This window comes from Plantactinospora sp. DSM 117369, from assembly GCF_053764795.1.
This window is the reverse complement of the sequence record NZ_CM132446.1, coordinates 2,864,292-2,888,716: the sequence shown is the minus strand read 5'-3', so window position 1 is coordinate 2,888,716 and position 24,425 is coordinate 2,864,292. Positions and strand designations below refer to the sequence as shown.

The 24,425-nt window shown below is 70.4% G+C and carries 18 protein-coding genes; 5 read left to right on the top strand and 13 right to left on the bottom strand.

All coding sequences use genetic code 11. The annotated features are described in order from the left end of the window. Positions 1-47: 47 nt before the first annotated feature. The 5 genes from ACSMXO_RS12950 to ACSMXO_RS12930 form a co-directional block, all read right to left on the bottom strand. On the bottom strand, positions 48-1,361 hold the full coding sequence (locus ACSMXO_RS12950; protein WP_455417911.1) for a toxic anion resistance protein: 1,314 nt from the start codon (positions 1,359-1,361) through the stop codon (positions 48-50). A gap of 17 nt (positions 1,362-1,378) precedes the next feature. Then, complete coding sequence (locus ACSMXO_RS12945) at positions 1,379-2,518, bottom strand: hypothetical protein (protein WP_455417910.1); 1,140 nt, start codon at positions 2,516-2,518, stop codon at positions 1,379-1,381. Between the two features lie 10 nt (positions 2,519-2,528). Beyond that, positions 2,529-3,125, bottom strand: a complete 597-nt coding sequence (locus ACSMXO_RS12940; protein ID WP_346263258.1) for a hypothetical protein — start codon at positions 3,123-3,125, stop codon at positions 2,529-2,531. Between the two features lie 55 nt (positions 3,126-3,180). Then, complete coding sequence (locus tag ACSMXO_RS12935) at positions 3,181-4,821, bottom strand: vWA domain-containing protein (protein WP_455417909.1); 1,641 nt, start codon at positions 4,819-4,821, stop codon at positions 3,181-3,183. A gap of 251 nt (positions 4,822-5,072) precedes the next feature. Then, positions 5,073-6,413, bottom strand: a complete 1,341-nt coding sequence (locus ACSMXO_RS12930; RefSeq protein ID WP_455417908.1) for a TolB family protein — start codon at positions 6,411-6,413, stop codon at positions 5,073-5,075. Between the two features lie 308 nt (positions 6,414-6,721). On the opposite strand from ACSMXO_RS12930, the gene ACSMXO_RS12925 reads away from it, so the two are divergent. Beyond that, complete coding sequence (locus tag ACSMXO_RS12925; RefSeq protein ID WP_455417907.1) at positions 6,722-7,303, top strand: dihydrofolate reductase family protein; 582 nt, start codon at positions 6,722-6,724, stop codon at positions 7,301-7,303. On the opposite strand, the gene ACSMXO_RS12920 is transcribed toward ACSMXO_RS12925, so the two are convergent. Genes ACSMXO_RS12920 through ACSMXO_RS12895 form a run of 6 tightly spaced genes read right to left on the bottom strand, consistent with a single transcriptional unit; the run spans position 7,285 to position 17,581 of the window. Then, positions 7,285-8,622, bottom strand: a complete 1,338-nt coding sequence (locus tag ACSMXO_RS12920) for a glycoside hydrolase family 1 protein (RefSeq protein WP_455417906.1) — start codon at positions 8,620-8,622, stop codon at positions 7,285-7,287. The genes ACSMXO_RS12925 and ACSMXO_RS12920 overlap by 19 nt on opposite strands. Then, entirely contained in the window at positions 8,619-11,813 is a 3,195-nt protein-coding gene (locus ACSMXO_RS12915) for a family 78 glycoside hydrolase catalytic domain (protein ID WP_455417905.1), read from the bottom strand. The genes ACSMXO_RS12920 and ACSMXO_RS12915 overlap by 4 nt, the downstream gene beginning before the upstream one ends. A 46-nt stretch (positions 11,814-11,859) precedes the next feature. Further along, positions 11,860-13,128: an ABC transporter substrate-binding protein gene (locus ACSMXO_RS12910; RefSeq protein ID WP_455417904.1), complete on the bottom strand. Its 1,269-nt coding sequence runs from the start codon at positions 13,126-13,128 to the stop codon at positions 11,860-11,862. A gap of 27 nt (positions 13,129-13,155) precedes the next feature. Continuing rightward, positions 13,156-15,852: a family 78 glycoside hydrolase catalytic domain gene (locus tag ACSMXO_RS12905; RefSeq protein WP_455417903.1), complete on the bottom strand. Its 2,697-nt coding sequence runs from the start codon at positions 15,850-15,852 to the stop codon at positions 13,156-13,158. After that, positions 15,849-16,670, bottom strand: coding sequence for a carbohydrate ABC transporter permease (locus tag ACSMXO_RS12900; RefSeq protein ID WP_455417902.1), 822 nt, complete (start codon positions 16,668-16,670; stop codon positions 15,849-15,851). The genes ACSMXO_RS12905 and ACSMXO_RS12900 overlap by 4 nt, the downstream gene beginning before the upstream one ends. After that, positions 16,667-17,581, bottom strand: a complete 915-nt coding sequence (locus ACSMXO_RS12895) for a carbohydrate ABC transporter permease (protein WP_455417901.1) — start codon at positions 17,579-17,581, stop codon at positions 16,667-16,669. Before ACSMXO_RS12895 ends, ACSMXO_RS12900 begins: the two co-directional genes overlap by 4 nt. 220 nt (positions 17,582-17,801) lie before the next feature. Here ACSMXO_RS12895 and ACSMXO_RS12890 point away from each other — a divergent pair, with 220 nt between their 5' ends. After that, complete coding sequence (locus ACSMXO_RS12890; protein ID WP_455417900.1) at positions 17,802-18,848, top strand: LacI family DNA-binding transcriptional regulator; 1,047 nt, start codon at positions 17,802-17,804, stop codon at positions 18,846-18,848. A 374-nt stretch (positions 18,849-19,222) separates the two neighbouring features. Beyond that, positions 19,223-21,049, top strand: coding sequence for an RICIN domain-containing protein (locus ACSMXO_RS12885; protein ID WP_455417899.1), 1,827 nt, complete (start codon positions 19,223-19,225; stop codon positions 21,047-21,049). Positions 21,050-21,205: 156 nt separating this feature from the next. Here ACSMXO_RS12885 and ACSMXO_RS12880 read toward each other — a convergent pair whose 3' ends face one another. Continuing rightward, positions 21,206-22,222 (bottom strand): alcohol dehydrogenase catalytic domain-containing protein, encoded by a 1,017-nt coding sequence (locus ACSMXO_RS12880; RefSeq protein WP_455417898.1) that lies wholly within the window; start codon positions 22,220-22,222, stop codon positions 21,206-21,208. Between the two features lie 167 nt (positions 22,223-22,389). Here ACSMXO_RS12880 and ACSMXO_RS12875 point away from each other — a divergent pair, with 167 nt between their 5' ends. Next, the gene (locus ACSMXO_RS12875) at positions 22,390-23,265 is read left to right on the top strand and encodes a helix-turn-helix transcriptional regulator (protein WP_455417897.1); all 876 of its coding nucleotides are present in this window, start codon (positions 22,390-22,392) and stop codon (positions 23,263-23,265) included. On the opposite strand, the gene ACSMXO_RS12870 is transcribed toward ACSMXO_RS12875, so the two are convergent. Beyond that, complete coding sequence (locus tag ACSMXO_RS12870; protein WP_455417896.1) at positions 23,262-23,942, bottom strand: SDR family oxidoreductase; 681 nt, start codon at positions 23,940-23,942, stop codon at positions 23,262-23,264. The two genes, ACSMXO_RS12875 and ACSMXO_RS12870, sit on opposite strands and share 4 nt — an antisense overlap. A 59-nt stretch (positions 23,943-24,001) precedes the next feature. On the opposite strand from ACSMXO_RS12870, the gene ACSMXO_RS12865 reads away from it, so the two are divergent. Then, a complete protein-coding gene (locus tag ACSMXO_RS12865) occupies positions 24,002-24,382 on the top strand; it encodes a MerR family transcriptional regulator (protein WP_455419229.1) in 381 nt (126 codons plus the stop codon). The last annotated feature ends 43 nt before the right edge of the window (positions 24,383-24,425 follow it).

The window sequence follows — 24,425 nt, the reverse complement described above, 5'->3', positions numbered from 1 at the left end:
CCGCACGACCGAGTTAACCCATCCGGCCGGAGGAACGGTCGGCGGGGTCAGCCGGACTGTCGGGTCAGGTCGACCGCGGACGCCTGCTCCAGCACCGAGACGGGCAGTTGCGGCCCGGCCGGTAGGGCCAGTGGCTCCTTCGCCCGGCTGACCAGCTCGACCACGGTCTTGGAGAGCCGATTCGCCGAGTGCGCCATCGACTCGTTGGCGGTGACGATCGCGGTGACCACCTCGGCACGCTTCTGCTGGCCGTACCTGACGGCCTCCTCGATGCCCCGGGCCTGCGCGTCGATCGACTCCGCGACCTCCAGGAGCGTCTCCGGGCGGATCGTCGGGGTCTGGATCGTCCGGACGATCTGCGGCACGGCGGCCTTCGACGCCCGCGCGTACGCGGAGAGCACGTCGTTGGCGCCGTCGGCGACCGCCTGCTGCATGTCGGCGGCCTGGTTGGCCTGCAACAGCAGCGCCCACTGCGCGATGGTGAGCTTCATCGTCGGGATGGTCAGATTCATCAGCAGCGCGAGGCGCTGGCCGAGCCCGTAGTTCAGGGTACGGATGTTGCGCACCTGCGGGGAGGTCGACCAGGCGACGAAGAGCCGCTGCTGGAACTCGTTGATGCGTACCTCCAGGGCCTGGATGAACTCGGTGACCAGCGAGAGACGCTCCTGCTGGTCACGCTCGTCGACCGCGCCCGGTGTCACGGTGATCGACCGGGCGTCGGCGAGCGCCACCTCCCGGACGAGTTCCATCACCGCGATCGCGCCGATGAGCTGGCCGATCGCCGCCTCGTTGGCCTTGTAGAGCTCGTCGCAGAGCACCACGTTGCGCTTGAGCTGCAACTGCTTCGAGCTGAGCTGCCCGGCTACCCGGTCCAACTGCTGCTCGACCGTCCTGGCCTCCTCGAACAGCATCTCCAGCAGGTCGCGCCCCTTCCGGAACAGCCCCTTGACGGCGTCGGAGAACCTGTTGAACGTCTCCCGGATCTTCGGGTCGCTCGGGTCGTACTTGCGCCGGAAGTTGCGCATCCGGTCGTTCAGCTCGTGCATGATGCCGGTGAGTTCGGGGATGTTGACCCGGCCGACCTCGTGGAAGATCCGGCTGACCTGGGCGTTGACCTGGTCGATCGCGCTGTTGCCGAACGAGGCGAGTTGGTCGGTGTTGGCCAGCATCGCCGGGTAGAGCTGCCCGGCCGCCGCCTCGGCCTGGGCCCGCTGCGCCGGGCTGAGCAGGTCCACGCAGACCAGCTCCCGGGGCTGGCCGGCGGACAGGGTGCTGGTGATGGCAGTGTCGGCGGCCCCGGCCGGCGGATCGGCCGTGCCGCCCACGATGCTGCCGAAGTCGATCTGCAATCCGTCGGTCATGACAGGTCCGTTCTCCCTCACTGGCAGGTCTTGGCGTCCTTCATGCAGCTCAGCAGCGCGAGTGTCACGTCGGCGGCCGGCGCCGGGGTGGTGCGGATCTGCTCGGCGAGGTTGATGTCCGGGAAGTCCGCGACGTCGTTGACCCCGACCTGGACCGCCGAGCGGAAGCCGTACGTCTGCCAGGCGATGCTCTGGATCTCCGGATCCTTCATCGCCTCGATGAACCCGGCGGCCGTGGCGTTGAGCGCCAGCACCGGGTGGTCGCTGTAGATGGTCGGGTCGGGGTAGAGCACCCGTACGTTCCGCAGCAGGTTGGCGCTGTTCGCACCGCTGCGCACGACCTGCTGGATGAGCTGGTTCTCGTAACCGGCGTAGAGCGGGGACTTGAACTCCCCGCCCTGGGTCAGCCACTCCCGGAACCCGGAATCGGAGGTGCGCGCCTGGAGGCCCTGCGCGTCGTAGAGCGCGCGCATGGTCGGCAGGGCCCGGCGTGCCTGCGCGAGGTTCGGCGCCTGGAACACGTCGTCGGTGGCGAGGATGCTCAACTGGAGCTGGGCGAGCACGAAGCCGCTGTTGGACTTGGCCGGATCGGTGCTGGACACCGTGATCGGACCGCGTAGTTCGGCCGCCCCGTTGCCGTCCCAGGTCTGCTTCCTCAGCACGTAGTCCAGCAGCAGGGACTTCATGTTGACGATGTGGAAGCGGTTGTCCCGCTGCTGGACGACGCCCATCTTGACCAGCGCGTCGGTGCCGCGCGGTCCGGCGTAGACCACCTCGGGCGACTGCAACAGGTTCTCCGCGCGGTACTCCGGGAACGCCCCCTGGTGCTGCGCCTCGAAGACACTCTGCGCGCTCGCGCTCGACGGCCAGAGGCAGTCGACCTTGCGCGCCCTGAGGTCGTCGGTGCGCAACTGCACCTGGTCGTACGAGCCGAGAGGCTGGAAGCTCACCTCCAGCCGGTACCTGTCCCGCAGCACCCGGGTGACCTCGGGGTCGGCCATCAGCTCGGACTTCTCCGAGCCACCGACGCAGGTCAGCCTGGTCAGCACGGCCGGCGTGGACGTCCCGCCGGTCCTCGACCACAGCAGGGCGGCGACGACGCAGACGACGATCACCGTGACCAGTCCGACCAGGAACCGAACGCTGGGCGATCTCACGATTACTCCTTCATCCCCACTCAGGAAGTTTCGGCGGCGCGACGGTGTCGAGGTTGGCCCGGTACTGCGCGATGTCTCCCTGGTTGACCAGCCGCACGCTGTCCAGGGCGAACGCGGCGAAGCGTTCGAACGCCAGCTCGCCACTGCGCTTGAGCGCCTCCGGGTCGGTGTAGAGCACCGGCTTGCGCTGGATGTCGAGGTACTGCCGCACCGCGCCGTCGAGGCTGCCGAGATGGCCGATGATCTGGCTGGCGGTGGAGTAGAGGCTGTTCGGCGCCTTGGCCTGAACCCGGTCGAACAGCTCCGGCACGTACCGGCAGGCCGACTCCAGGGCGGCGCGGGCGGTCGGCGCCTGGACCTCGGGGTTGAGCCGTTCGATGCCGCGCAGGATCGAGAGCGCCTCCTCGACCTTGGCGTGCGCCTCGTCGACGTAGTCGTCGCGCCGCGCCTGCGCGGGGCTACGGTCGTCGATCATCAGGTACACCCCGACCGCCGCGGCCATCGCCAGCAGCGGCGCCCACAGGAAGCTGCTGGTGAGCACGAACATCCCGGCGAAGACCGCGACGGCCGTGGTGAGCGCGACCGGCGCCGCCAGTTTCCCTCTCACCGGGACCACCCCCGCCGATGTACGCCGGCCCGGCGGCCGCCACCCCAACCGGCCGTCACTTGTAGCCAGCCGCCTGGCGCAGTGCCGCCACCAGGTCGTCCTGCTGGACGAACGCGCCGCCGGTGGCCGACGCGACCTCCGTGAGCTGCCCCGGGTCCGCGTCCCGGCCGAACGCGATCGCGATCACCGGTACGCCCGACGCCTTCAACCCGGACATGGCCGACTCCCGGTAGCGGGTGTCGGACTGGCCGTCGGTCATCAGCACCACCAGCCGCCTACGGTCGTTGGGCTGCGGTCTGCCCAGTTCCTCCACGGCGCGCCGCAGGCAGGTGTACATGTTGGTGCCGCCGGCGGGCTCGTAGCTGTTGATCTTTTCGGTGAGCCCGTGCAGCCCCGCACCGTCGTTGCCCTGCACCGTCCAGGGGCTCCCGGCGGTGACCCCGCTGTTGAAGATCCCGACCGTGGTCACGTCCTGCGGGTGGGTCAGCAGGAAGTTCAGCGCTGCCTGGTCCTGGTCGAAGACCTGGTGTGCGGCGGCCCGCACGCCGTCCCAACCGTCGTTCGAGGACATCGACCCGCTGCCGTCGAGGCAGTAGAAGGTGTTGACGGGGCGCCGGTAGCGGGTCTGGTAGCGGTCCAGCGCGGCCTCGATGACCGGCGTCGCGGGATACTGGATGCCCTGCTCGTTGATGGTCGCCTGGATGCCCCACTCCGGGTTGAAGACCGACAGGTCGGGGTCGTCCAGCGTCAACCCGACGCCGCTGGCCGGACGCCGCCCCAATTTCAGTAGCTGGGCCTGTGCCCCGGCGTCCTTGAGCAGGTGGTCCTGCAACTCGGTGAAGACCTTCCGCTTGCCGGCGTCGGCGTTGTCCTGACCCGGGAGGAAGCCGAGCGGCGCGTCACTGATCGCCAGCGACCCGCGCGGGTACGCCACCACGAGCGGCTCCTTGCCAGCCCTGACCAGTTCCTGGTTTTTCTCGATCACCAGGTCCTCGTAGGTGAACATCGTCCGGCAGGCGTCGGGGCGCGCGACGCACTCGGTCATCAGCGTGCCGGTCGACGGCGGCGTCTGGTCCATCGCGTCGATGAACCGGGTCACGCCCTGCTCCACGGCCGGGGAGTCCAACTGCTGCTGCGTCAACGGCCTGCCCGGGCCGTTGCCGGCGAAGTAGTTCAGGAAGCCGAACAGCACGGTCGCGCCGGAGTTGGACTGCGTCGGGTTGGTGACCCAGACGGTCGTCTGGCCCGACTCCACGGCCCGCAGAATGTCGGCGATGGCGACGTCCGGGCGGCCGGCGAAGCCCAGCCGCCGCATCTCGCTGCGCCAGCCGGCGAACACCACCGGGGTGAGGAACATCGGCTTCACGTCCCGCAGCACGTTGGCCTTGTCACCGAGCTGGGAGAAGACGCTGGAGGCGAACCAGTAGGCGTCGTAGTCCCGGCTGCCGGCGGCGAGCAGCCGGGCCTGGTCGACCGAACCCTTCAACGTCACGTCGCAGGTGTAGCCCTTGCTGGCACACCAGGGCTTGACGATCGTGTTGACGACGCTCTCCTGCTCGGACCCGGCGACGATTCTCAACGACGTGGAGCCGGCGCCATCACCACCGCCCTCGCCTTCGGTGGGCTTCCCGCTGGTGCATCCGGCGGCCAGCACCATCGTCGCGACGACGACCGCCATGAGCCCTCTCACCCGCACGTGCGCTCCCGTTCCAACGCTGCCGGCCGACCCTCTGTCTGGACCGTGCTCGTTGGTAGCACCGATGGGCTAACGGGACGTCGAAGGAATCATGAACAGTGGGTTCCGCCGGCCGTGGGTCGCACCGGTCCCGCCGGGCCGGATATCGACGGCTCGGCGGTCTCACCTGGTGCGCTTGTCAGCGAGCGACCGGTCGACCGCCGGGGCCGGCGCCGCCGTGGCTGGTCACCTGGTCGCTGCCGCCAGGCCGGTCAGCCAACCGTGCCACGGCGGTCCCAGACGAACACGTCCTGCGTCTCGTTGCTGTCGGCAGCGACGAGATTGGATGCGTACGACGAGAACACCACGTGCTGGCCATCGCCACTGACCTGGCCCGGCAGGACGCTGCCGTTGCCCTGGACGCCACCGGTGGAGACACTGACCCGGATCGTGCGGCCGGTCCGGCGATCGTGCAGGAACATGTCCAGATCCTCGTTGGTGTCCCCCGCGACCAGGTTCGTCGCCGCCGAACTGAACGCGACGTACCGGCCGTCGGCGCTGATCGACGGGCCGCGGCCGGCCGCGTCTGCCTGGGTGCCGCCGGACGACACGCTGACCGGGCGGGTGGTGCCGGCCCGGCGGTCGCGGACGAACACGTCCGGGAAGTCGTTGGTGTCGCCGGGCATCAGGTTGAGGGCGAAGGAGGTGAACGCCACGTACCGGCCGTCCGCGCTGATCGCCGGGCTCCGGCTGCCGAGCTCCGCTGCCGGCCCGACCGCCTCGCCCTCGTCGTCGGTGACGCTCACCCGGCTCGTCACCCCGTTCCGCCGGTCGTGGACGAACACGTCCGGCGCCTCGTTGGTGTCGCCGGGAACCAGGTTCGAGGCGTCCGACGCGAAGGCCACGAACCGGCCATCCGCCGAGATCGCCGACTCCTGGCTCAGATGGTTGCCCTCGCCACCGAGGCTCGACACGCTCACCCTGCTCGTGACCCCCCTTCGGAGGTCACGGACGAAGACGTCCGCGCCACCGTTCGTGTCACCGGGGACCAGGGTGGAGGCCCACGAGTCGAAGGCCACGAACCGGCCGTCGGCACTGATCCGGGTACCGCTGGCCCCGCTGTCGGCCTGGGCACCCTCGGTGGAGACGCTGGCGATCCGGGTGGTGCCGGTCCACCGGTCGTGGACGAACGCGTCCGGTTCGTCGTTCGTATCGGCGACGACCAGGTTGGATGCCCGGGAGGTGAACGCCACGAAGCGACCATCGGCACTGAGCACGGGCTCGACGCTCCAGGCATTGCCCTGGTTGCCGTCGCTGGCGACGCTCACCCGGGTGGTGGTGCCCGCCACGCGGTCGCGAACGAACACGTCGGCGTCCTCGTTGCTGTCCCCCGAAACCAGATTCGAGGCGTACGACGAGAACGCCACGTACCGCCCGTCCCGGCTTGTCGCGCCGTCGGATGCGAGACTGTTCCCCTGCTCGCCGGTGCCGGAGACACTGACCCGGACCGTCGTACCGCGACCCGCCGTGGCGAGATCGAGGGTCCAGCCGGTACCCACGGGTGGAACGGCCAACGTCGCCGCCATGGCTAGAGACACCGCCGTACTGATCATCGGGGCTTCACCTCCGGTCGATGCGTCCACGTTCCCGTGGGTCGATCGCCCAGGCAAGGCGGACTGACTGACCGCTCGGACATTCAGTTGACGCCAAATGAAGCACCGACCTGGGACGCGTTGCGGCTCATAGTCGCCCACGGCAACGCGAACGAGGATTGATCCCGCCCGGACCTCGCTGGTCGCCACCCTGAGTCGCGGGCCCATCAGCAACCGCCCTCGATTAGGTCATAGCCTAATCGTGGCCGAGCACGTCACCTCGGCGAAGACTGAGGACATCCACCCAGACCATGGATAGGACATCCAAGATGCGCACGCTGATCTACACCGCCTTCGTCTCGCTGGACGGCGTCGTCGACTCCCCCGGCGGCGGCATCCGATCCGAGGCCCACCGCAGCGGCGGCTGGACATACAAGGACATCGAGTTCGTGCCCGAGGCGTACGAGCTCAAGGGCCGGGAGACCGAGGAGGCCACCGCGCTGATGTTCGGCCGGACCAGCTACCAGGCGTTCGCGCCGTTGTGGCCGGACATGGCGGACTTCGCCGCCCTCAAGGAACTGCCGAAGTACGTCGTCTCGACCACCCTCGGCCAGGACGCCCTGGTCGACAACTGGGGTGACATCACGATTTTGCGCTCCCTGGCGGACGTGGCGAAGGTCAAGGAGACCGAGGGCGGACCGATCGTCATCCACGGCAGCGCCACCCTGGCCCGCAACCTCTCCGACGCCGGCCTGATCGACCGCTACCACCTGCTGGTCTTCCCGGTGCTGCTCGGCGCCGGCAAGCGGATGTTCAGCGACACCGACAAGGAGAAGCAGATGCTGAAGGTGCTCGAGTCCGAGACGTACGCCAACGGCATCACCAAGCTGGTCTACGACGTCGTCCGCTGAGATGCCGCTCCTGCTCCGCAGGCCGACGACGCCTGCGGGGCAGGGCAAACAGTACCCATCTCCAGGCGCCCGGTGGTCGCGATCCTGGCGAAGGCGTGCGCGCTGGGCTTGGGGATCCGCGCGAAGTCGTTGCCGCGGTCGACGGCGATGAGGCCGAACTTCGGCCGGTACCCTTCGCTCCACTCGAAGTTGTCGAAGGCGGACCAGTGCAGGTATCCGCGTACGTCGACGCCTTCGGTGCGGGCCCGGGCCAGTGCGGCGAGGTGGCTGTGCAGGTAGTCGACGCGCTCGGCGTCGTCTTCGGTGGCGATGCCGTTCTCGGTGACGTAGAGCGGAAGGCCGGTTCGGGCGGCGCGGTGCAGCACCTGGCGCAGCCCGTCCGGGTAGGTGGCCCAGCCCATCTGGGTGCGGGTGAAGCCGTCGGGCGGGTCGGCGAAGAAGGTGGGGGCGGCGGGGTCGACCCACTGCTTGCGGTAGTACTGCACGCCAAGCCAGTCGCCGCGGTCGTCACCGGTGAGGCCGTCGAGGTACAGGTCGACGATCTCGTGCCGCATGAGGCGGCAGAAGGCGTGGCAGGCATCGTCGTCGCGGACGGGCGCGAGCAGCGGAAGGTTCACGGCGAGGCCGACCCGGGACCGCGGTGCCGCGTCCCGGACCGCGCGGACACCGGCGTGGTGCGCGGCCAGCAGGGTACGTCCGGTGCGTTTCCACAGGGTGGGGTTGGTGATCCCGGGCGGGTGGTATCCCTCCAGGTAGCCGTGCAGCGCCACCATCTGCGGCTCGTTGACGGTGCACACGTACGGCATCAGGTCGCCGAGTTCGGCGGCGACGTACCGGCAGTAGCGGGCGAACACCTCGACGGCGTCCGGCGCGAGCCAACCACCGGCGGCGGCGAACCAGCGTGGCAGCGTGAAGTGGTGCAGGGTCACGAACGCGGCCATGCCGGTACCGGCCAGCGCGGTCAGCACCCGCCGGTAGTGGCCGACGGCGGCGCGGCTGAACTCGCCGGGTGCCGGTTCGATGCGTGCCCACTCGACGGAGAGCCGGTGGGTGTTGTGGCCGAGGGAGGCCAGCAGGGCGAAGTCGTCGGCGTACCGGTGGTAGTGGTCGATGGCGTCGCCGGAGGACTCCCGGGCAGCGGTGCCCGGGTCGTGCTCGAAGTCCCACCAGTCGCTGTTGACGTTGCCGCCCTCGACCTGGTGGGCGGAGGTGGCGGTGCCCCAGAGGAAGTCGGCGGGGAAGTCGACGCCCACGATGCTCCGATCCGGGAAGGGCGTGGCCTGGCCCGCCCTCCGGCGGGCCAGGCCACGCGGTGTCATGCGTTGCGGGTGGTGAAGGTGTAGCTGCCGGAGGCGACCCGGTAGACGGCGTGGCCGCCGTCGACGCGGACGAAGTCGGCCCGGTCCGGCGTGCCGACCACCCGGGCGCCCTGGGTCGGTACCCAGACCTCGGCGGTGGTGTTGGTGGGGACGGTGACGGTGAGCCGGAACGAGTGTCCGTCCTTGTGCCACCGCGAGCGGGCCTCGCCGGCCGGGGTGTGGTAGCTGCCCTCGGCGTAGCTCAGGTCACCGACGGCCTTCGGCTGGAAGACCAGCTTCCGGTACCCGGTCGACCCGGCGGCCTCGCGGATCCCGGCGATCCCGCTGTGGAACCACTCCTCGATCTGGGCGAGGATCATGTGGTTCTTCGAGTCGCCGCGGTTCCACCGCTCCCCCACTGTCGTCATGCCACCCGGGTTGGCGGTGGTGGACTCCATGAAGAAGCCGTAACTGGGCTGCTCGTCCTCCTGTAGCAGGTCCCACAGCACGTCGTCGCGCCCCGCTGCCGCCAGCGCCCGCACGGTGGGGGCCATCCCGATCGTGCCGCCGCTGAAGTGCGGCCCGTCGCCGGTCGGGTGGAACGCGTAAACCAGTTCGACCAGCGCGTCCAGTACGGCGCCGCGCTCACTCTCCGGGACCAGCCCGGCGTCGAGGGCGAGGGCCTGCGCGGCCTGGGTGGCGCCGGTGGTGCCGGCGTTCCCGGCCGTGGTGTAGCGGCGCAGCGCGGTGTTGTAGAAGTGGGCGTTGAACGCCGCCTTGATGTCGGCGGCCAGCGCCGAGTACCGCTCGGCGTCGGCGGTGTGCCCGGTCAGCCGCGCCATCATGGCGAGCTTGCTGATCATCACGTAGTACCCCCAGGTGCCGGTGATCCGGCCGGAGGTCTGGTCCGCCGAGACCCAGTCGGCGAGGGCGGCGTCGACGATGTGCGCGTCGGCGCCGGTGCCGACCTTCTGCCGCTGGATGTAGTCGGCGAAGGTCACCATCTGGTCGTAGTAGCGGGCCATGGTCTGGGTGTCGCCGTACAGCTCGTAGAGCATCGCCGGGACCAGGATGATGGCGTTGCCCCAGTTGATCTCGTCACCGAAGCGCCCGCTGTAGCCCCAGTCGTACACCGGTGTCTTGAGGGCCACGTTGCCGAACATCGGGGTGTCCGCCCGGGACTGTCCCTCGACCAGGTGGTGCATGGTGGTGCGCAGGTACGCGGCGAGCTGGTGGTTGCGGTGGATCGCGCCCATCGGCATCGTGTAGTCCGCCGGATAGGAGAGCTTCTCCCGCCCCGGGCAGTCGGTGAAGACCGACATGACGTTGCCGGCGAACGAGTAGCGGGCCATCTTGCTGATCCGGTTGATCCGGGCGTTCGAGGTGACCACCTCACCGGCGACCGGAGTGGCCGCCTGCAACCGCAGACCCCGGATGGTGTCCTTCGTCGGCACGTACCCCTCGGGCAGGCCGGTGACCTGGACCCACTGCATGCCGAAGTAGGTGAAGTCCGGATGCCAGGTCTCCCCACCCGGCAGCCCCGCGGCGGTGTACGTGTTGAACAGGTCGACACCCCGGCTCCCGCCGCCGCCGCGCAGCGACGCCTGGTCGACCGTGCCGTCCGGGGCGAGTGACTCGGCCGGTGACATCCGCACGGTGGTGCCGGCCGGCACCCCATTGAGCCGCAGTTGGGGCCAGCCGACGATGTTCTGCCCGAAGTCGAAGACCCAGGTGCCGGGAACGGGGCTGGTCACCGACACCGGGGCGAACGTCTCGACGACCTTCACCGGCTCGGCAGCCCGGGCGACCAGCCTGGTGGCCAGGTTCGGCGGCGGGGCGATACCCGCGTCGACCCAGCCGGTGGCGGTACCGTCGCGGCGTTTCGCGGTCGCCGACAGGTCGGATCCGGGCCGGTCCCAGCCGGGCTGCTCGCGGCGGGCGTCGTAGTCGGCGCCGGAGTACCAGGCGTCGGTGACCAGCGGCCCGAGGGCGGCCCGCCAGCGACGGTCGGAGACGATGACGTCGCTGCTCCCGTTGGTGTACGAGATCTCCAGCCGGGCGATCAGGCGCGGGGTGACCGCCGCGCCAGCACTCGCGTCGCTGGCCGCGATGTTGTTGCCCGATCCGGTCACCAGCGCGCCGGCGGTGTGCGGCTTGGTCAGCCCCGGGGCGAAGGTGATGCCGGTACCGTCGGCGCCAGCGGTACCGATCGCGGTGATGACCCGGGACTCCAGGCGGTCACCGCCCTCGCCGGTGTCGACGTTGATGGTGCCGCCCACGTGGTAGTTGGCGACGCTGTCCAGCTTCACCGTGGTCGCGCCGGCCTCGGCGTCGGCGACCAGCGCGCCGCTGCCCTTGAGCTGGCTCTGCCACCACGAGTACGGCGCGGTGCGACCGACCGCCGGATTGGTGACGCTGCGGCGCACGTACGCCGGGCCGTTGCCGAGCTGGACACCCAGGGTGTTGCCGCCCCGGCGCAGCGCCTCGGTGACGTCGTAGGCCCGGTACTCGCTGGAGAGCTGGTAGTTGGAGTTGCCGGGCGCGAGTACCTCGTCGGTGAGGGTGCGGCCGTTGAGAGTGGGCTTGTGCAGACCGACACCGGAGAGGTAGAGGCGGGCACCGGCGACCGTGCGGCGGTGGTCGACGGTGAACTGGCGGGCGAGGATCGGCATCGGCTGGGACTCGGTGCGGCCGGGGTACTCGATCCAGCGCGCCGCTCCCCAGTCAGACTGGTTGAGCAGACCCGTCTCCCATGAGCGCGGTCGGCTCCACTCCGAGGCTCGCCGGTCGGCGTCCCAGACCCGGACCTGCCACACCACCTGCTGGCGGGAGGACAGCGGCCGGCCGGCGTACGGGATGCCGGTCTGCCGATCCGAGCTGACCTTGCCCGAGTCCCACAGCAGGCGGTCGCGCCTGAGGTCACGCTCGCTGCCCGCGGCCCGGATCTGGTAGGCGGTCTGCCGGTCGCCGGGGCACGCCGCCCGGGAGTGCCGTCGGTGGCACGGGTGGCTCGCGGCGCGCCGCAGCTCGGCGATCTGCCAGCCGAGGGTCGGCGTGGTGTTGTCGATGCCGAGCGGTTCGTCGTGGCGGCCGTCGACCTGGAGGTTGACGACCTGGACCTGGGCTCGGCCGCCGGCGTACCCGGCGGCGGGGGCGGAGTTGAGCGCCTGCGACGCGAGCAGGGTCACGCAGACCCCTACTCCGGCCAGCACGCACCGACGATTCCTGGCTGTTGACACTGGTGCCCTCCCTTGTCGGTCAGCTGCCGGCCCGGTAGTCGGCGTCCATCGCCGCGAGGACCTTGTCCGGGGTGGACTGGTTGCTGAAGATCTCCTGGAGGCCGGCGAGCATGGTCTGCTGCACCTTGGCGTTGGGCCACAGTTGGTCCATGAACGGCACGGTCCGGTTCCCCTGGATGAAGGTGTTCAGTTCGGCGATGCCCGGGTCCACCGTGGAACCGCTGTCGAGCAGCGAGGGCAGGCTGCCCTGCTTGCCGTTGAACACCTTCATGCCCTCGGGCGACATGACGAAGTTGACGAACTTCAGCGCGAGTTCCCTGTTCTTCGCCTTGGCGTTCACGCCGTAGCCGGCGCCGGCCGCGGCGGGCATGAAGAACGACGCGGGATCGTCGGTGGCGGGCAGCGGCTTGAGCACGTACGTGCTGGACGGGTTCTTGCCCTTCAGCAGGGCGACGACCCAGTTGCCCTGGATGATGCCGAGGGTCTTGCCGGTGGCCGCGAGTTCCTGGCTGGCCTCGTAGCTGGTGCCGAGCGGATTCTTCTGGAAGCAACCGCTCTGGTCCATCTCCTGGTATTTCGCCATCGCGGTGGTCCACGGCGAGTTGGCGAAGCTGGCCTGGCCGGCCTGCATCCTGGTGTCGAAGTCCCGGTCGGCGGAGTAGACGGTGGTGGCGACCAGCGCGTACAGGACGAGCTGGGTGACCCAGTTGTCCTGAATGCCGAGGGCGAACGCGGGGGTCCCCTTGGCGGTGGCCGCCCGGCAGAAGGCCAGCAGCTCGGTCCAGGTGCCCGGCGGTTGCAGGCCGGCCTTCCGCATGGCCTGCTCGTTGTAGAGGGCGCCGATGCCGTTGAGGCCGAAGAGCGCGTTGTAGGTCTTGCCCTCGTACTGCGCCACGCTGCGGACCGCGTCCGGCAGCTTGGCCGCCCACGGCTGGTCGGAGAGGTCCAGCAGGTAGCCGGGCTTGGCCAGCACGTACGTGGCGCCGGGGTTGCCGTTGCCCGGCCACACCGTCATCACGTCCGGGGCGGTACCGGAGGCGAGCTGGGTACGGATCTGCTGCTGGTACTGGTCCGCGCCGCTGGTGGTGAAGTTGACCTTCACGCCGGGGTTCGCGGCCTCGAATGCCTTGACGACGTCCTCGATCGAGCCCTGGTCGACCGAGGCGAGGGTCAGGGTCTTGCCGTCGCCGCCGGAGCCGGAGCCGGAGCCGGTGCCGCTGCTGCACGCCGCGAGCAGGCTCGCCGCGGTGACGGCCGCTGCCACGGCCGGGAGGGTACGTATCTTCATGGTGTCTCCCATGCGGGGAAGGAGCGGTTAGGTGGCCGCGCCGGGTGCTGCGGCGCTGACGGTGTAGCGGCCGGACGCCAGCCGCAGGGCGACCCCAACGGCTGCCGGCTCGACCCCGAGAACCCCCGGCCGGCCGGCCACGGGCGCGCCGTCTGCACGGACGCTGTCCGGGTCGGAGGTCGGGATCTCCAGCAGTGCGGTGCTGCCGGGCGGCACCGTGGCGGTCACGGTGATCCGGCCTTCCTCGACGGACCAGCCGCAGGCGACCCGTCCCCGTACGGTCTCCTGCTCGGCCCGGGCCCAGCGGAGCCGACCGCCGGGCAGCGGACGGAGCAGTAGCTCGCGGTACGCCACCGACGACGCGGTCTGGTCGATGCCGGCGACCCGGCCGAAGAGCCAGTCGCCGACGCTGCCGAGGCTGTAGTGGTTGAACGAGTTCATCGCCGGCGACTGGAACCCGGCGTGGTCGGTCCAGCCGTCCCAGCGCTCCCAGATCGTGGTCGCGCCGTGCCGGATCGAATAGCCCCACGACGGGTACTCGTCCTGGTGCAGCAGGGCGTAGGCGAGGTCGGCCCGGCCGTGGTCGGCCAGTACCGGGCAGAGCAGTGCAACCCCGACGAATCCGGTGCTGAGGCGGTAGTCCCGCTTCTCGATGTCGGCGGCGAGCTGCCCGACCGCCGCCGGCACCAGCCGTTCCGGCAGCAGCCCGAACGCCAGCGCGAGCAGGTACCCGGTCTGGGTGCCGCCCTCGACCGTGCCGTCGTCACGGACGTACGCGTCGACGAACGCCGACCGGATGGCGCGGTGCAGGGTCGACATCTCGGCCGCCTCGTCGTGCCGGCCTAGCACCTCCGCCGCCCGCGCGACGAGCTGGGCACTGTGCGCGAAGTACGCGGTCGCCAGCACGTCCCGGGGGGTGCTCGCGTCGACCTGGAGCCAGTCGCCGTAGGAGTTGCCGGTGCGGTGCCGCCACCGCAGGTCCGGGTTGTGCCTGTGCACGTAGCGGACCCAGGCCAGCATCGCGTCGAAGCTGCGTTCGAGCGTGCGGCGGTCGCCGTACGTGCGCCACAGGTGCCAGGGGATGATCACGCCCGCGTCGCCCCAGGCGGGCGCGGCCTCGCGGTTGACGGAGACGACCGGGGCGACGTCCCGGAACGCGCCGTCGGTGTCCTGCCCGTCGACCACGTCACGCAGCCAGCGGGCGAAGAACGCGGAGACGTCGGCGTTGCGGCTCGCGGTGGGCGCGAAGATCTGCGCGTCAGCCAGCCAGCCCAGCCGCTCGTCCCGCTGCGGGCAGTCGGTCGGTACCGCGAGGAAGTTGCCCCGCTGCCCCCAGGTGATGTTCGACTGCAACTGGTTGACCACCGGGTCGGAGCACTCGAACCGGCCGGTGAACGGGGTGTCGTTGTGCAGTACCCGCGCGGTCACGTCCGGGCCGAGCAGCTCGCCGGGGTGGTTGTCGACCTCCAGGTAGCGGAAGCCGTGGAAGGTGAACCGCGGCTCGAACACCTCCACCGGGTCGCCGGCCGTGACGTACACGTCGGTGGCCCGGGCGCGGCGCAGGTTGTGCACGTAGAGTTCGCCGCCGTCGAGTACCTCGGCGTGGCGCAGCACGATCCGCCGCCCCGCCCCGGGGTCCCGGAGGGTGAGCCGGACCCGGCCGACGAGGTTCTGGCCGAAGTCGACGACGAAGCGACCCGGTCCCGTCCGGCGCACCGCCACGGCGGGCAGCTCGCGGGTGACCCGGATCGGCTCGTCCGGCTCGGCCACCAGCGGCCCGGGCGCGGTGTCGAGCACCCCCGCCGGCACGAACCCCTCGGGCTCGCCGACGGTGTCCCAGCCGGGCACGTGCTGGCGGGCGTCGACCTGCTCGCCCATCAGCAGGTCGGCGACCCGGATCGCACCGGGGCGCTCGGTCCAGCCCTCGCCGGTGGCGATCACCTGCCGGGAGCCGTCGGCGAAGTCGACGACCAACTGGGCCAGGAAGGCCGGCTGGTCGCCGTAGTGCCGGGCCGGGCGGCGGGCGTCGAAGCCGACGAACCCGCACCACCAGCCGTCCGCGACGATCGCAGCCAGGACGTTGCCGCCCTCGCTCACCTGGTCGGTGACGTCGTAGGTCTGGTACTGCTGCCGGCGGTGGTACTCCGTCCAGCCCGGCGCCAGCTCCAGGTCGCCGACGCGCGCGCCGTTGAGCCGGGGCTGGTAGACCCCGCGGGCGGTCGCGTACAGGCGGGCGCGCAGCGGCGGCCGGGCCAGGTGGAACTCGTGGCGCAGGTACAGCGGCGGCGCCACCAGGGACGACTCGGTCTGCACGTCGTCGCCGGGCGGGTCGGCGTACGGCAGCGCGAGCGGGTCCCGACCCACCCACACCGCGACCCAGTCGTCCCGGTGCAGCAGCCCCGTCTCGAACCAGGTCCGGGCCTCCCCGGCCGGGGCGCCGGTCTCGTCCCAGACCTCGACCCGCCAGTGGTAGCGGGTGGCGGACCGCAGGAGGGGTCCGTCCCACGGCACCCCGATGGTGTCGGCGGATTCGCGGCGCCCGCTGTCCCACAGCAGGCGGTCGGGGTCGTCCAGGTCCGTCGGGCGTTCGGCGGCGGTGATCCGGTACGCGGTCTGCGCCGCTGCACGCCGGTCGGATGTGAGCTTCCAGGACAGGCGGGGCCGGGATTCGCCCAGGCCGAGCGGCTCGTGCCGCTGTTCCGTCGTCAGGCCGTACGGTGTCATCCCTTCAGCCCCCCGGCGAAGCCGTTGATGATGCTGCGCTGCAACGCGAAGTAGACGGCCAGGATCGGCACGACGCTGATCACCAGCGCGGCGAAGATGAGGTTCCAGTCCGAGACGAACTGGCCGACGAAGCCGGCCAACGCCACCGGTACGGTCTGCTGGTCGCTGCCGGAGAGGTACAGCAGCGGGGTGAAGAAGTCGTTCCACACCGCGATCGCGTTGAGCACCAGGGCGGTGACCGTGATCGGCCGGAGCATCGGGAAGACGACGTACCGGAAGACCTCCAGCGGCCGGCACCCGTCGATCAGCGCGGCGTCCTCGAAGTCGCGGGGCAGCGCCCGCATGAAGCCGACGTAGAGGAAGGTGGTGAACGGCACCTGGAGTCCCGCGTAGAACAGGACCAGCGCCCAGACGCTGCCGAGCAGTCCGAGGTCCCGCATCGTCTGGTAGAGCGGCAGCGCGGCGAGCTGGAACGGCAGGATCAGCCCCAGCATGATCACCAGGAACATGCCCCGTGACCACCTGGCGGTCGCCCGGGCCAGTGGGTACGCGGCCAGCGAGGAGACCGCGAGGACGATCAGCACGCTGGCGGTGGTCACCAGTACGCTGTTGGCCAGCGCGCCGCCGAGCCCACCCTCCCGCCACGCCTGGCTGAGGTTGTCCAGGGTGGGACTGGTGGTCGGCCGGATCGGCGACGAGGTGTCGGAGGTCGGCCGAATCGCCAGATTGACCAGCACGTACACCGGGAAGGCGACGACCAGCGCGGCGGCGATCATCACCATCTCCAGGACGAAGGTGCGCCAGCGGTAGCGGTTCACGACGCCGCCCTCTCGTTGCGGGACAGCACGAAGTACTGGCTGGTCGAGGCGACCGCGACGATGAGCGTCAGGACGACCGCGAGGGCGATGCTGTAACCGAACTCGCCGAGGGTGAACGCGTCCTTGTAGATCAGCGTCGAGATCGTGTCGGTGGCGTGCCCGGGGCCGCCCCCGGTCAGCGCGTACACCTGGTCGAACAGCTTGATCCCGCCAATGATCGACAGCATCAGGTTGATCGTGAACGCCGGTGCGAGCAGCGGCCGGACCACCCACCAGAACCGGCGCACCGGCCCGGTGCCGTCGATCGCGGCGGCCTCGTAGATCTCCTTCGGCACCGACTGGAGCCCGGCCAGGAAGATCACCATCGAGTACCCGGCGAACTGCCACACGATCACGCCGACGATCGACCAGAGCGCCAACTGCGGATCGCCGAGCCAGTCCTGCCGCCACGACTCCAGGCCGACCGCGCCGAGCAGGTTGTTCACCGCGCCGTCCGGTCCGAGCAGGTTGCGCCACAGGTAGGCGGTCACGATCGGGGTGATCACCGCGGGGGCGAACAGGAACACCCGCAGCACGTTCCGCGATTTGATCATCGTGTTGACGCCGAGCGCGAGCAGCAGCCCGAACCCGTTCTGGATGATCGTGATCGCCACCGCGAGCACCAGGGTGTGCCAGACCGCCTGCCGGGCGTTCGGGTCGTCGATCATGTCGGTGAAGTTGCCGAACCTGACCCAGGAGAAGTCGGGGCTCAGGCCGTCCCAGTCGGTGAAGGCGTAGTACACCCCCCGCGCGCTCGGGATCAGCACCACGAAGGCGAACAGCACCATCGCCGGCGCCGCGAACCACCACGGGGGCGTGCTGCCCGAGCCCGGGCGGCGTTCCCGTCTATGTCTGTCCGGGGTAGTCGTCATCCGTTCGGTCCACTTCCTTGGAACGTTTCATCCGGGTCGCCGCAACGACGGCGCACCAAAGCACGGCAACACGGAGAGTGAGTGGGCAACGTTTTCCAAGATGTTGCGCCTGACCCTAGGAGTTCACGAGTTGGCCGTCAAGAGGCCGGCGTGCGGACCGCGGGATGAACCGATTAAACTCCCAGGCAACGTTTCCCACCCTGGCTGCCGGGAGGACCCGATGGAGACCCCCGTAGCACCGCCGTCCCGGCGGATCACCATCGTCGACGTCGCCCAACACGCCCAGGTCTCCACGACCGCGGTCTCCAAGGTGCTACGCAACGCGTACGGCGTGAGCCCGAAGATGCGCGACCGGGTACGGCAGGCGATCGCCGAACTCGGCTACCGGCCCAACGCCGCCGCGCGGGGCATGCGCGGCCAGACCTACACCATCGGCGTGATGCTGCCCAACATCCGCAACCCGTTCTTCGCCGAGATCCTCGACGGGCTCACCGACCACCTCGCCGACACCGACTACCAGGTCCTGCTCGGATCGGGCTGCAACGGCCGGGACGCCGAGGCCAAGGTCACGCACGCCATGATCGACCGCAGCATGGACGGCCTGATCCTCATCGCACCGATCTCGACGCGCGCCCACCTCGACCACGTCGCCGCGACAGTGCCGACCGTGGTCGTGGGCCGGCACGGCAGGTCGCGGGCGTACGACAGCGTCGCCGACGACGACTTCGCCGGCGCCGCGCTGATCGTCGACCATCTCGTCGACCTCGGCCACACCCGGATCGCACACATCGAGCACCGCGAGACCGACCCGGACTGCCTCGCCGAGATGCCCAACGCCATCCGCGCCGCCGGATACCAGCAGGCGATGCGGGCCCGGGGCCTCGCGGACGAGATCGACATCGCCTCCACCAGCTACACCCAGGAAGGCGGCTACCTCGGCACCCAACAACTGCTCGCCCGGCCGGTCCGGCCGACCGCCATCTTCGCCGGCGCCGACATCGTCGCCATGGGCGCCCTCGACGCCATCGCCGAGGCCGGCCTGCGAGTGCCCCAGGACATCTCCGTCGCCGGCTACGACAACACCACCTTCGCCGCCTTCCGCCCCATCTCGCTGACCAGCGTCGACCAGGCCGGTCACCAGATCGGCGCCAACGCCGCCCGCCTCCTGCTCGACCGCATCGCCGACCGGCAGCGGCCCGCCGCACAGGTCAGGCTCTCCCCCACCCTCGTCGCCCGGCACACCACCGCCCCGCCACCCGCGCCCTAGCGGCTGCCGGTTGGATCCGAGCCGTTCCACCAGCGCGGACACCGTGACCTGGTCAAGTCCAGGCCGGAAGGGTCGGCGGCCCGGCCTGATCACCACGCCTGGCGGAAGCCGGACTCATCCAGCGGCATGTCCGGGTCCATCCGGGTCGGTTCCGCACCCACCCGAGACGATCATGGATAACGTTACCCACATCGCGCCCAGCACGTCACCACGGCGGGCTCCTACTCCCTGCGCTACGGGCCCCCCACGAACGGCACGTCGTCGGGCAGCGGCCCGCACCAGGGCGGGACCGCTTGACTTCCACCATGTTATCGCTAACATCGACCGAGGTGACTAGCCCGGCCCGGGGTGAAGTGACCCTTGGAGGAGGATCGATGAGCCGATTCCACGCGTGTTGCGTCGCCCCCCGATACGCCGTCCTCGTCCTGCTGGCACTCCTGTGCACGGTCGGCCTCGTGGCGGGCCGGTCCGGGCCGGCCCAGGCGTGGGACAACGGCACGGCGAACACTCCGCCACTGGGCTGGAACAGCTACGACGCGTTCAACTGGCGCGTCACCGAGGCCGACGTCAGGGCCAACGCCGACTACATGCGGGACAACCTCCGCCAGCACGGCTGGCAGTACGTCGTCATCGACTGGGCCTGGTACTACCCGGGCGCACACACCGGCAGCCCGAACCAGGACGGCAACCTCAACCCACGGCTGCGGATGGACGGCAACGGCCGGCTCCTCCCGGATACCACGCGGTTCCCGTCCGCGGTCGGGGGCAACGGGTTCAAACCGCTGGCCGATTACGTCCACGCCCAAGGGCTGAAGTTCGGCGTACACCTGATGCGCGGCATCCCCCGCCAGGCCGTCGCCGACAACGTGCCGATCCTGGGCACCGACTGCCGGGCCAACCAGATCAACAACAACACCACCGCGGCCTGGCTGAACCTGATGTGGGGCCTGAACATGTCCCACTCCTGCGCGCAGGCGTACCTGGACTCGGTGTTCGCGCTGCTGGCCAGCTGGGGCGTCGACTACGTGAAGGTGGACGACATCGCGGCACCGACGTACCGGCAGGAGGAGGTGGCCGGCTACCGGCTGGCGATCGAGCGCAGCGGCCGTCCGATGGTGCTGAGCCTCTCCCCCGGCGCGACCCCGCTGTCGACCAGCTCGCACGTCCGGGCCAACGCCCACATGTGGCGGATCGTGAACGACCTGTGGGACGACTGGCCGGGCCTGGACCGGCTCTTCGACCAACTGCGCGACTGGGCGCCGCACCGGGCCACCGGGGCATGGCCGGACCCGGACATGATCCCGATCGGCCGGCTCGCCAAGTTCGGGCCGGTCGGCTCGCCCCGTTACTCGAACCTGACCCCCGATGAGCAGCGCACCCTGATGACCCTGTGGGCGATCAACCGCGCACCGCTGATGTGGGGCGGCAACCTGGTCGAGAACCGCCCCTCCGACCTGGCCCTGATGACGAACACCCGGGTACTCGAGGTCGACCAGAACAGCACCAACAACCGCCAGCTCGTCGGCGGCGCCCGCCAGGCGTGGGCCGCCGACGTACCCGGCAGCGACGACCGGTACGTGGCACTGTTCAACCGCGACGCCAGCACCGGCAACGTCACGCTCGACCTGTCGACGTTGGGCATCGGCTCGGCCACCGTGACCGACCTCTGGTCCGGGGCCGGTCTCGGCACCGTCAGCGGCACGCTGACCAGGTCGATCCCGGGGCACGGTGCCGGCCTCTACCGGCTCTCCCCGACCAGCACCGTCCCCACCCCGGCCACCTACACGCTGACCGCCCGGCACAGCGGCAAGCTCGCCGACGTCTACAACGCCGCCACCGCCGACGGCGCCGACGTCGTACAGTGGGCGGCCAACGGCCAGACCAACCAGCGCTGGCGCTTCGCCGACACCGGCGACGGCTACGTCACCGTCGCCAGCGTCAACAGCGGCAAGTGCCTCGACGTGTACGGCGGCGCCGGCACCACCGCCGACGGCGCCCGGGTCGTCCAGTGGACCTGCCACGGCGGCACCAACCAACAGTGGCGCATCCAGGACGCCGGCTCGGGCTACCTCCGGTTGGTGGCCCGGCACAGCGGCAAGTGCCTCGACGTGCAGGACGCGGCCACCGGCGACGGTGCCCAGGTGGTGCAATGGACCTGCGGCTCCGCCACCAACCAGCAGTGGCGGCGCACGCAGGTCTGAGCACGCCCGACGACCCCTCCGCCAGGACATCCTGATCGTCCTGCTCGGGTCGTCGAGTGACGGGCGGATCGCCGGCGCCGCCCGGCGGGCGGGCTTGATCTGCTTCGACGACGGACGTCTCCGGCAGATCTGGCCCGGCCAGTCGATCGGCGATGGTCAGCTACCTGTGGTCAGCACCATCCGGTAGCGGGCTTCGCCGGAAAGCATGCGGTGGTAGGCGGCCTCGACCTCGTCGAGCGGGCGGGTCTCGATCAGCGGCCGGACACCCGTGAGTGCCGCGAAGTGCAGGGTTTCCTCGACATCGCGGGCCGTGCCGGAGGGGTGGCCGCGGACAACCCGGCTCGTGGAGATGATCTGGAATGGGCTGACCTGGATCGGTTCGGGGTCGGCTCCGACGACCAGGAGTTCGCCGCCGGGCCGCAAGCCGTCGATGGTGGCACCCATGGCTGCCGAGTTGCCGGCGGTGGCGAGTACGGCCGCGGCGCCACCGAGGTTCTGCAACTGCTCGGCGACATCGGCGGTGGTGCTGTCGATGTAGTGGTGGGCGCCCAGCCCGGTTGCCGCGTCGGTCTTGTCGGTGCCTCGGGCGATGGCGACGGTCTCGAACCCGAGTTTGGCGGCGAACTGCACGCCCAGATGCCCGAGGCCGCCCAGACCGAGTACCGCGACAAGATCCCCGGGGCGGGCGTGACTGCGCCGCAACGCGTTGAAGGTCGCGACGCCCGCGCAGGCCATCGGGGCCGCCTCGGCCGCGGTCAACGCCTCGGGAATGCGGGCCAGCGCGGTGGCCGGCACGACGACAGCCTCGGAATAGCCGCCGGGGTAGGCCCAGCCCGGCACCTGGAGCCGTTGGCAGTGGATGAGACCACCGCCGCGACAGGCGGAGCAGGCACCGCAGTTGCCGCCGAACCAGCCGATCGCGACGCGCTGGCCGGGCGTCCAGCCCTCGACGCCCGTGCCCACCGCGTCGATACGGCCGGCGATCTCGTGACCGGGGACGAGCGGGAACGGCACCGGGAAGGCCGCGTTGACGAAGGCCGCGTCGGTACGGCAAACGCCGCACGCCTCGACCGTGACGCGGACCTGGCCGTGGCCCGGCTCGGGAAGTTCACGCTCGACCAACCGGAACGGGCCGGCGGGCTCGGCTACCTGGACAGAACGGATCGGGGACATGCACACCTCGCTGTCGCTGCTGCGGAACGCGGCCACCCGTGCGGCCGCCCATCCATCAGATCTCGCCCAAACATCACTTGAGCAGGCCAAACAGGCCCTGTTCCGGCTAGGAACGCCAGGACCACCTGCACGATCCGCACCGCCGTCGCGGACCGGATACTGGAGTGGTGGGACACAACGCCGACCTCAAGGAGTTCCTCCGGTCCCGGCGGGCACGACTGCGGCCGGAGGAGTTCGGCCTGACCGGCGCACCCCGCGGTCGCCGGGTGCCCGGCCTGCGGCGCGAGGAACTGGCCCAACTCGCCGGCATCAGCGTCGACTACTACGTCCGGCTCGAACAGGGCCGCAATCTCAATCCCTCCGAGCCGGTACTGGACGCCATCGCTCGGGTCCTGCGGCTGGACGACACCGAACGGGCCCACCTGGCGCAGCTGGCCAGGCCCCGCGAGGCCCGGCGCCGGGCGCCGCGTCGACCCCAGCAGGTCGCCGCCGCGACGTACCAACTGCTGGAGACGCTCGACCAGGCAACGGCACCGGCGTTCGTCGTCGGCAGCCGGATGGACGTACTCGCGATCAACCGGACGGCCCGCGCGCTGATCTGCGACTTCAACGCGCTGCCGGCCCGACGGCGCAACTACGCCCGATTCATCTTCCTCGACGAGGACGCCCGCGAACTGCACCCGGACTGGACGAGCGTCGCCATCGACACCGTTGCCACCCTGCGCGTCTACGCCGGGCGCCACCCCGACGATCCCGAGCTGTCCGCGCTGGTGGGAGAGCTGTCGGTGCAGAGCGAAGACTTCCGGCGCTGGTGGGCCGACCACCAGGTACTGGTACGCACCAGCGGCACCAAGCGGTTCCGCCACCCGCTCGTCGGCGACCTGACGATCACCTACCAGGCGCTCACCATGCCGGACGACCCCGAACAGACGCTGTTTGTCTACACCGCCGCCGCCGGCACCGCCGACCATACCGCCCTGCGGCTGCTCGCACACTGGGCCACCGGTGCGAGCGCCGTCCCGTTCGACCGGCGTCCGGGCTAACCGTAGAAGGCACTCGGGTCGGCGGCCAGGGAGGCCTTCACATGTGCACTCCACTCGTCGGCGACCACCTCGATCCGGTCCTGTTCGAGCCCGTCCAGCGCGGCCCGTACGACCACCGCCGGGTCGACCTTCGGCCCCTCGTGGTCACGGGACATGTCGGTGTCCGCCGCACCCAGGTGCAGGGCGGTCACCAGCGTCTTGCGGGGTGCGAGCTCCAGGCGTACGCCGTTGGTCAGGTTCCACTCGGCCGCCTTCGCCGCCCCGTACGCGGTGTGCCCGTCGTAGTTGAACCACGACATCGCGGACAGCACATTGAGGATCGCGCCGCCGCCGAGCCGTGGCGCGAACGCCCGGATCATGCCGAGCGTGCCCCAGAAGTGGGTGTCGATCTCGCGCCGAATATCGGCGAGGTCGCCGGTGACGAGATTGGTGACGGTGTCCAGGCCAGCGTTGTTGACCAGCAGCGTGACGTCCGGCGCGGCATCTGCGGCGGCGGCGATCGAGGCGGGATCGGTGATGTCCAGGCGCAGCACGTGTGCATCCGGGAGGTCGACGAGCTCGGGGCGGCGGGCGGTGGCGTACACCTTGGCGCCGCGCTCCAGGAGTTGGCGTGCGAAGTGCCGGCCGAGGCCGCGGTTGGCCCCGGTGACCAGGGCAACTGCTCCAGAGATCTGCATGCGACGTACGCTAGAAGCTGACGTTGACGTCAGAGGCAAGTGTTGTGGCGGGGGTCACCATGCGGATCGGCGAGTTGGCTGTCAGGGCGGGCGTGAGCGTGCGTGCCCTGCGCTACTACGAGGAGCAGGGGCTGCTCGCCGCCGACCGCAGCCCCCGGGGCCAGCGCCGCTACCCGGACGAGGCGGCAGACCGGGTACGGCTGATCCAGCAGTTGTACGCCGCCGGCCTGTCCAGCCGCACCATCGCCGAGCTGCTGCCGTGCGTGAACGCCAACGTCAGTACGCCGGAGTCGCGGGCCCGGTTGGCCGCCGAGCGGGACCGGATCGACGGCCAGATCGCCGAACTGACCGCGGCCCGCGACCGGCTTGACGCGGTCATCGCGTATTCCACCAGCGCGCAGAGCGGTTGCCGCGTCGAGGCCGATCCCGCGACAGCGTGAGCGATCCGATCGGCGACGACACCTGACGTGCCCCCGCCGGTCC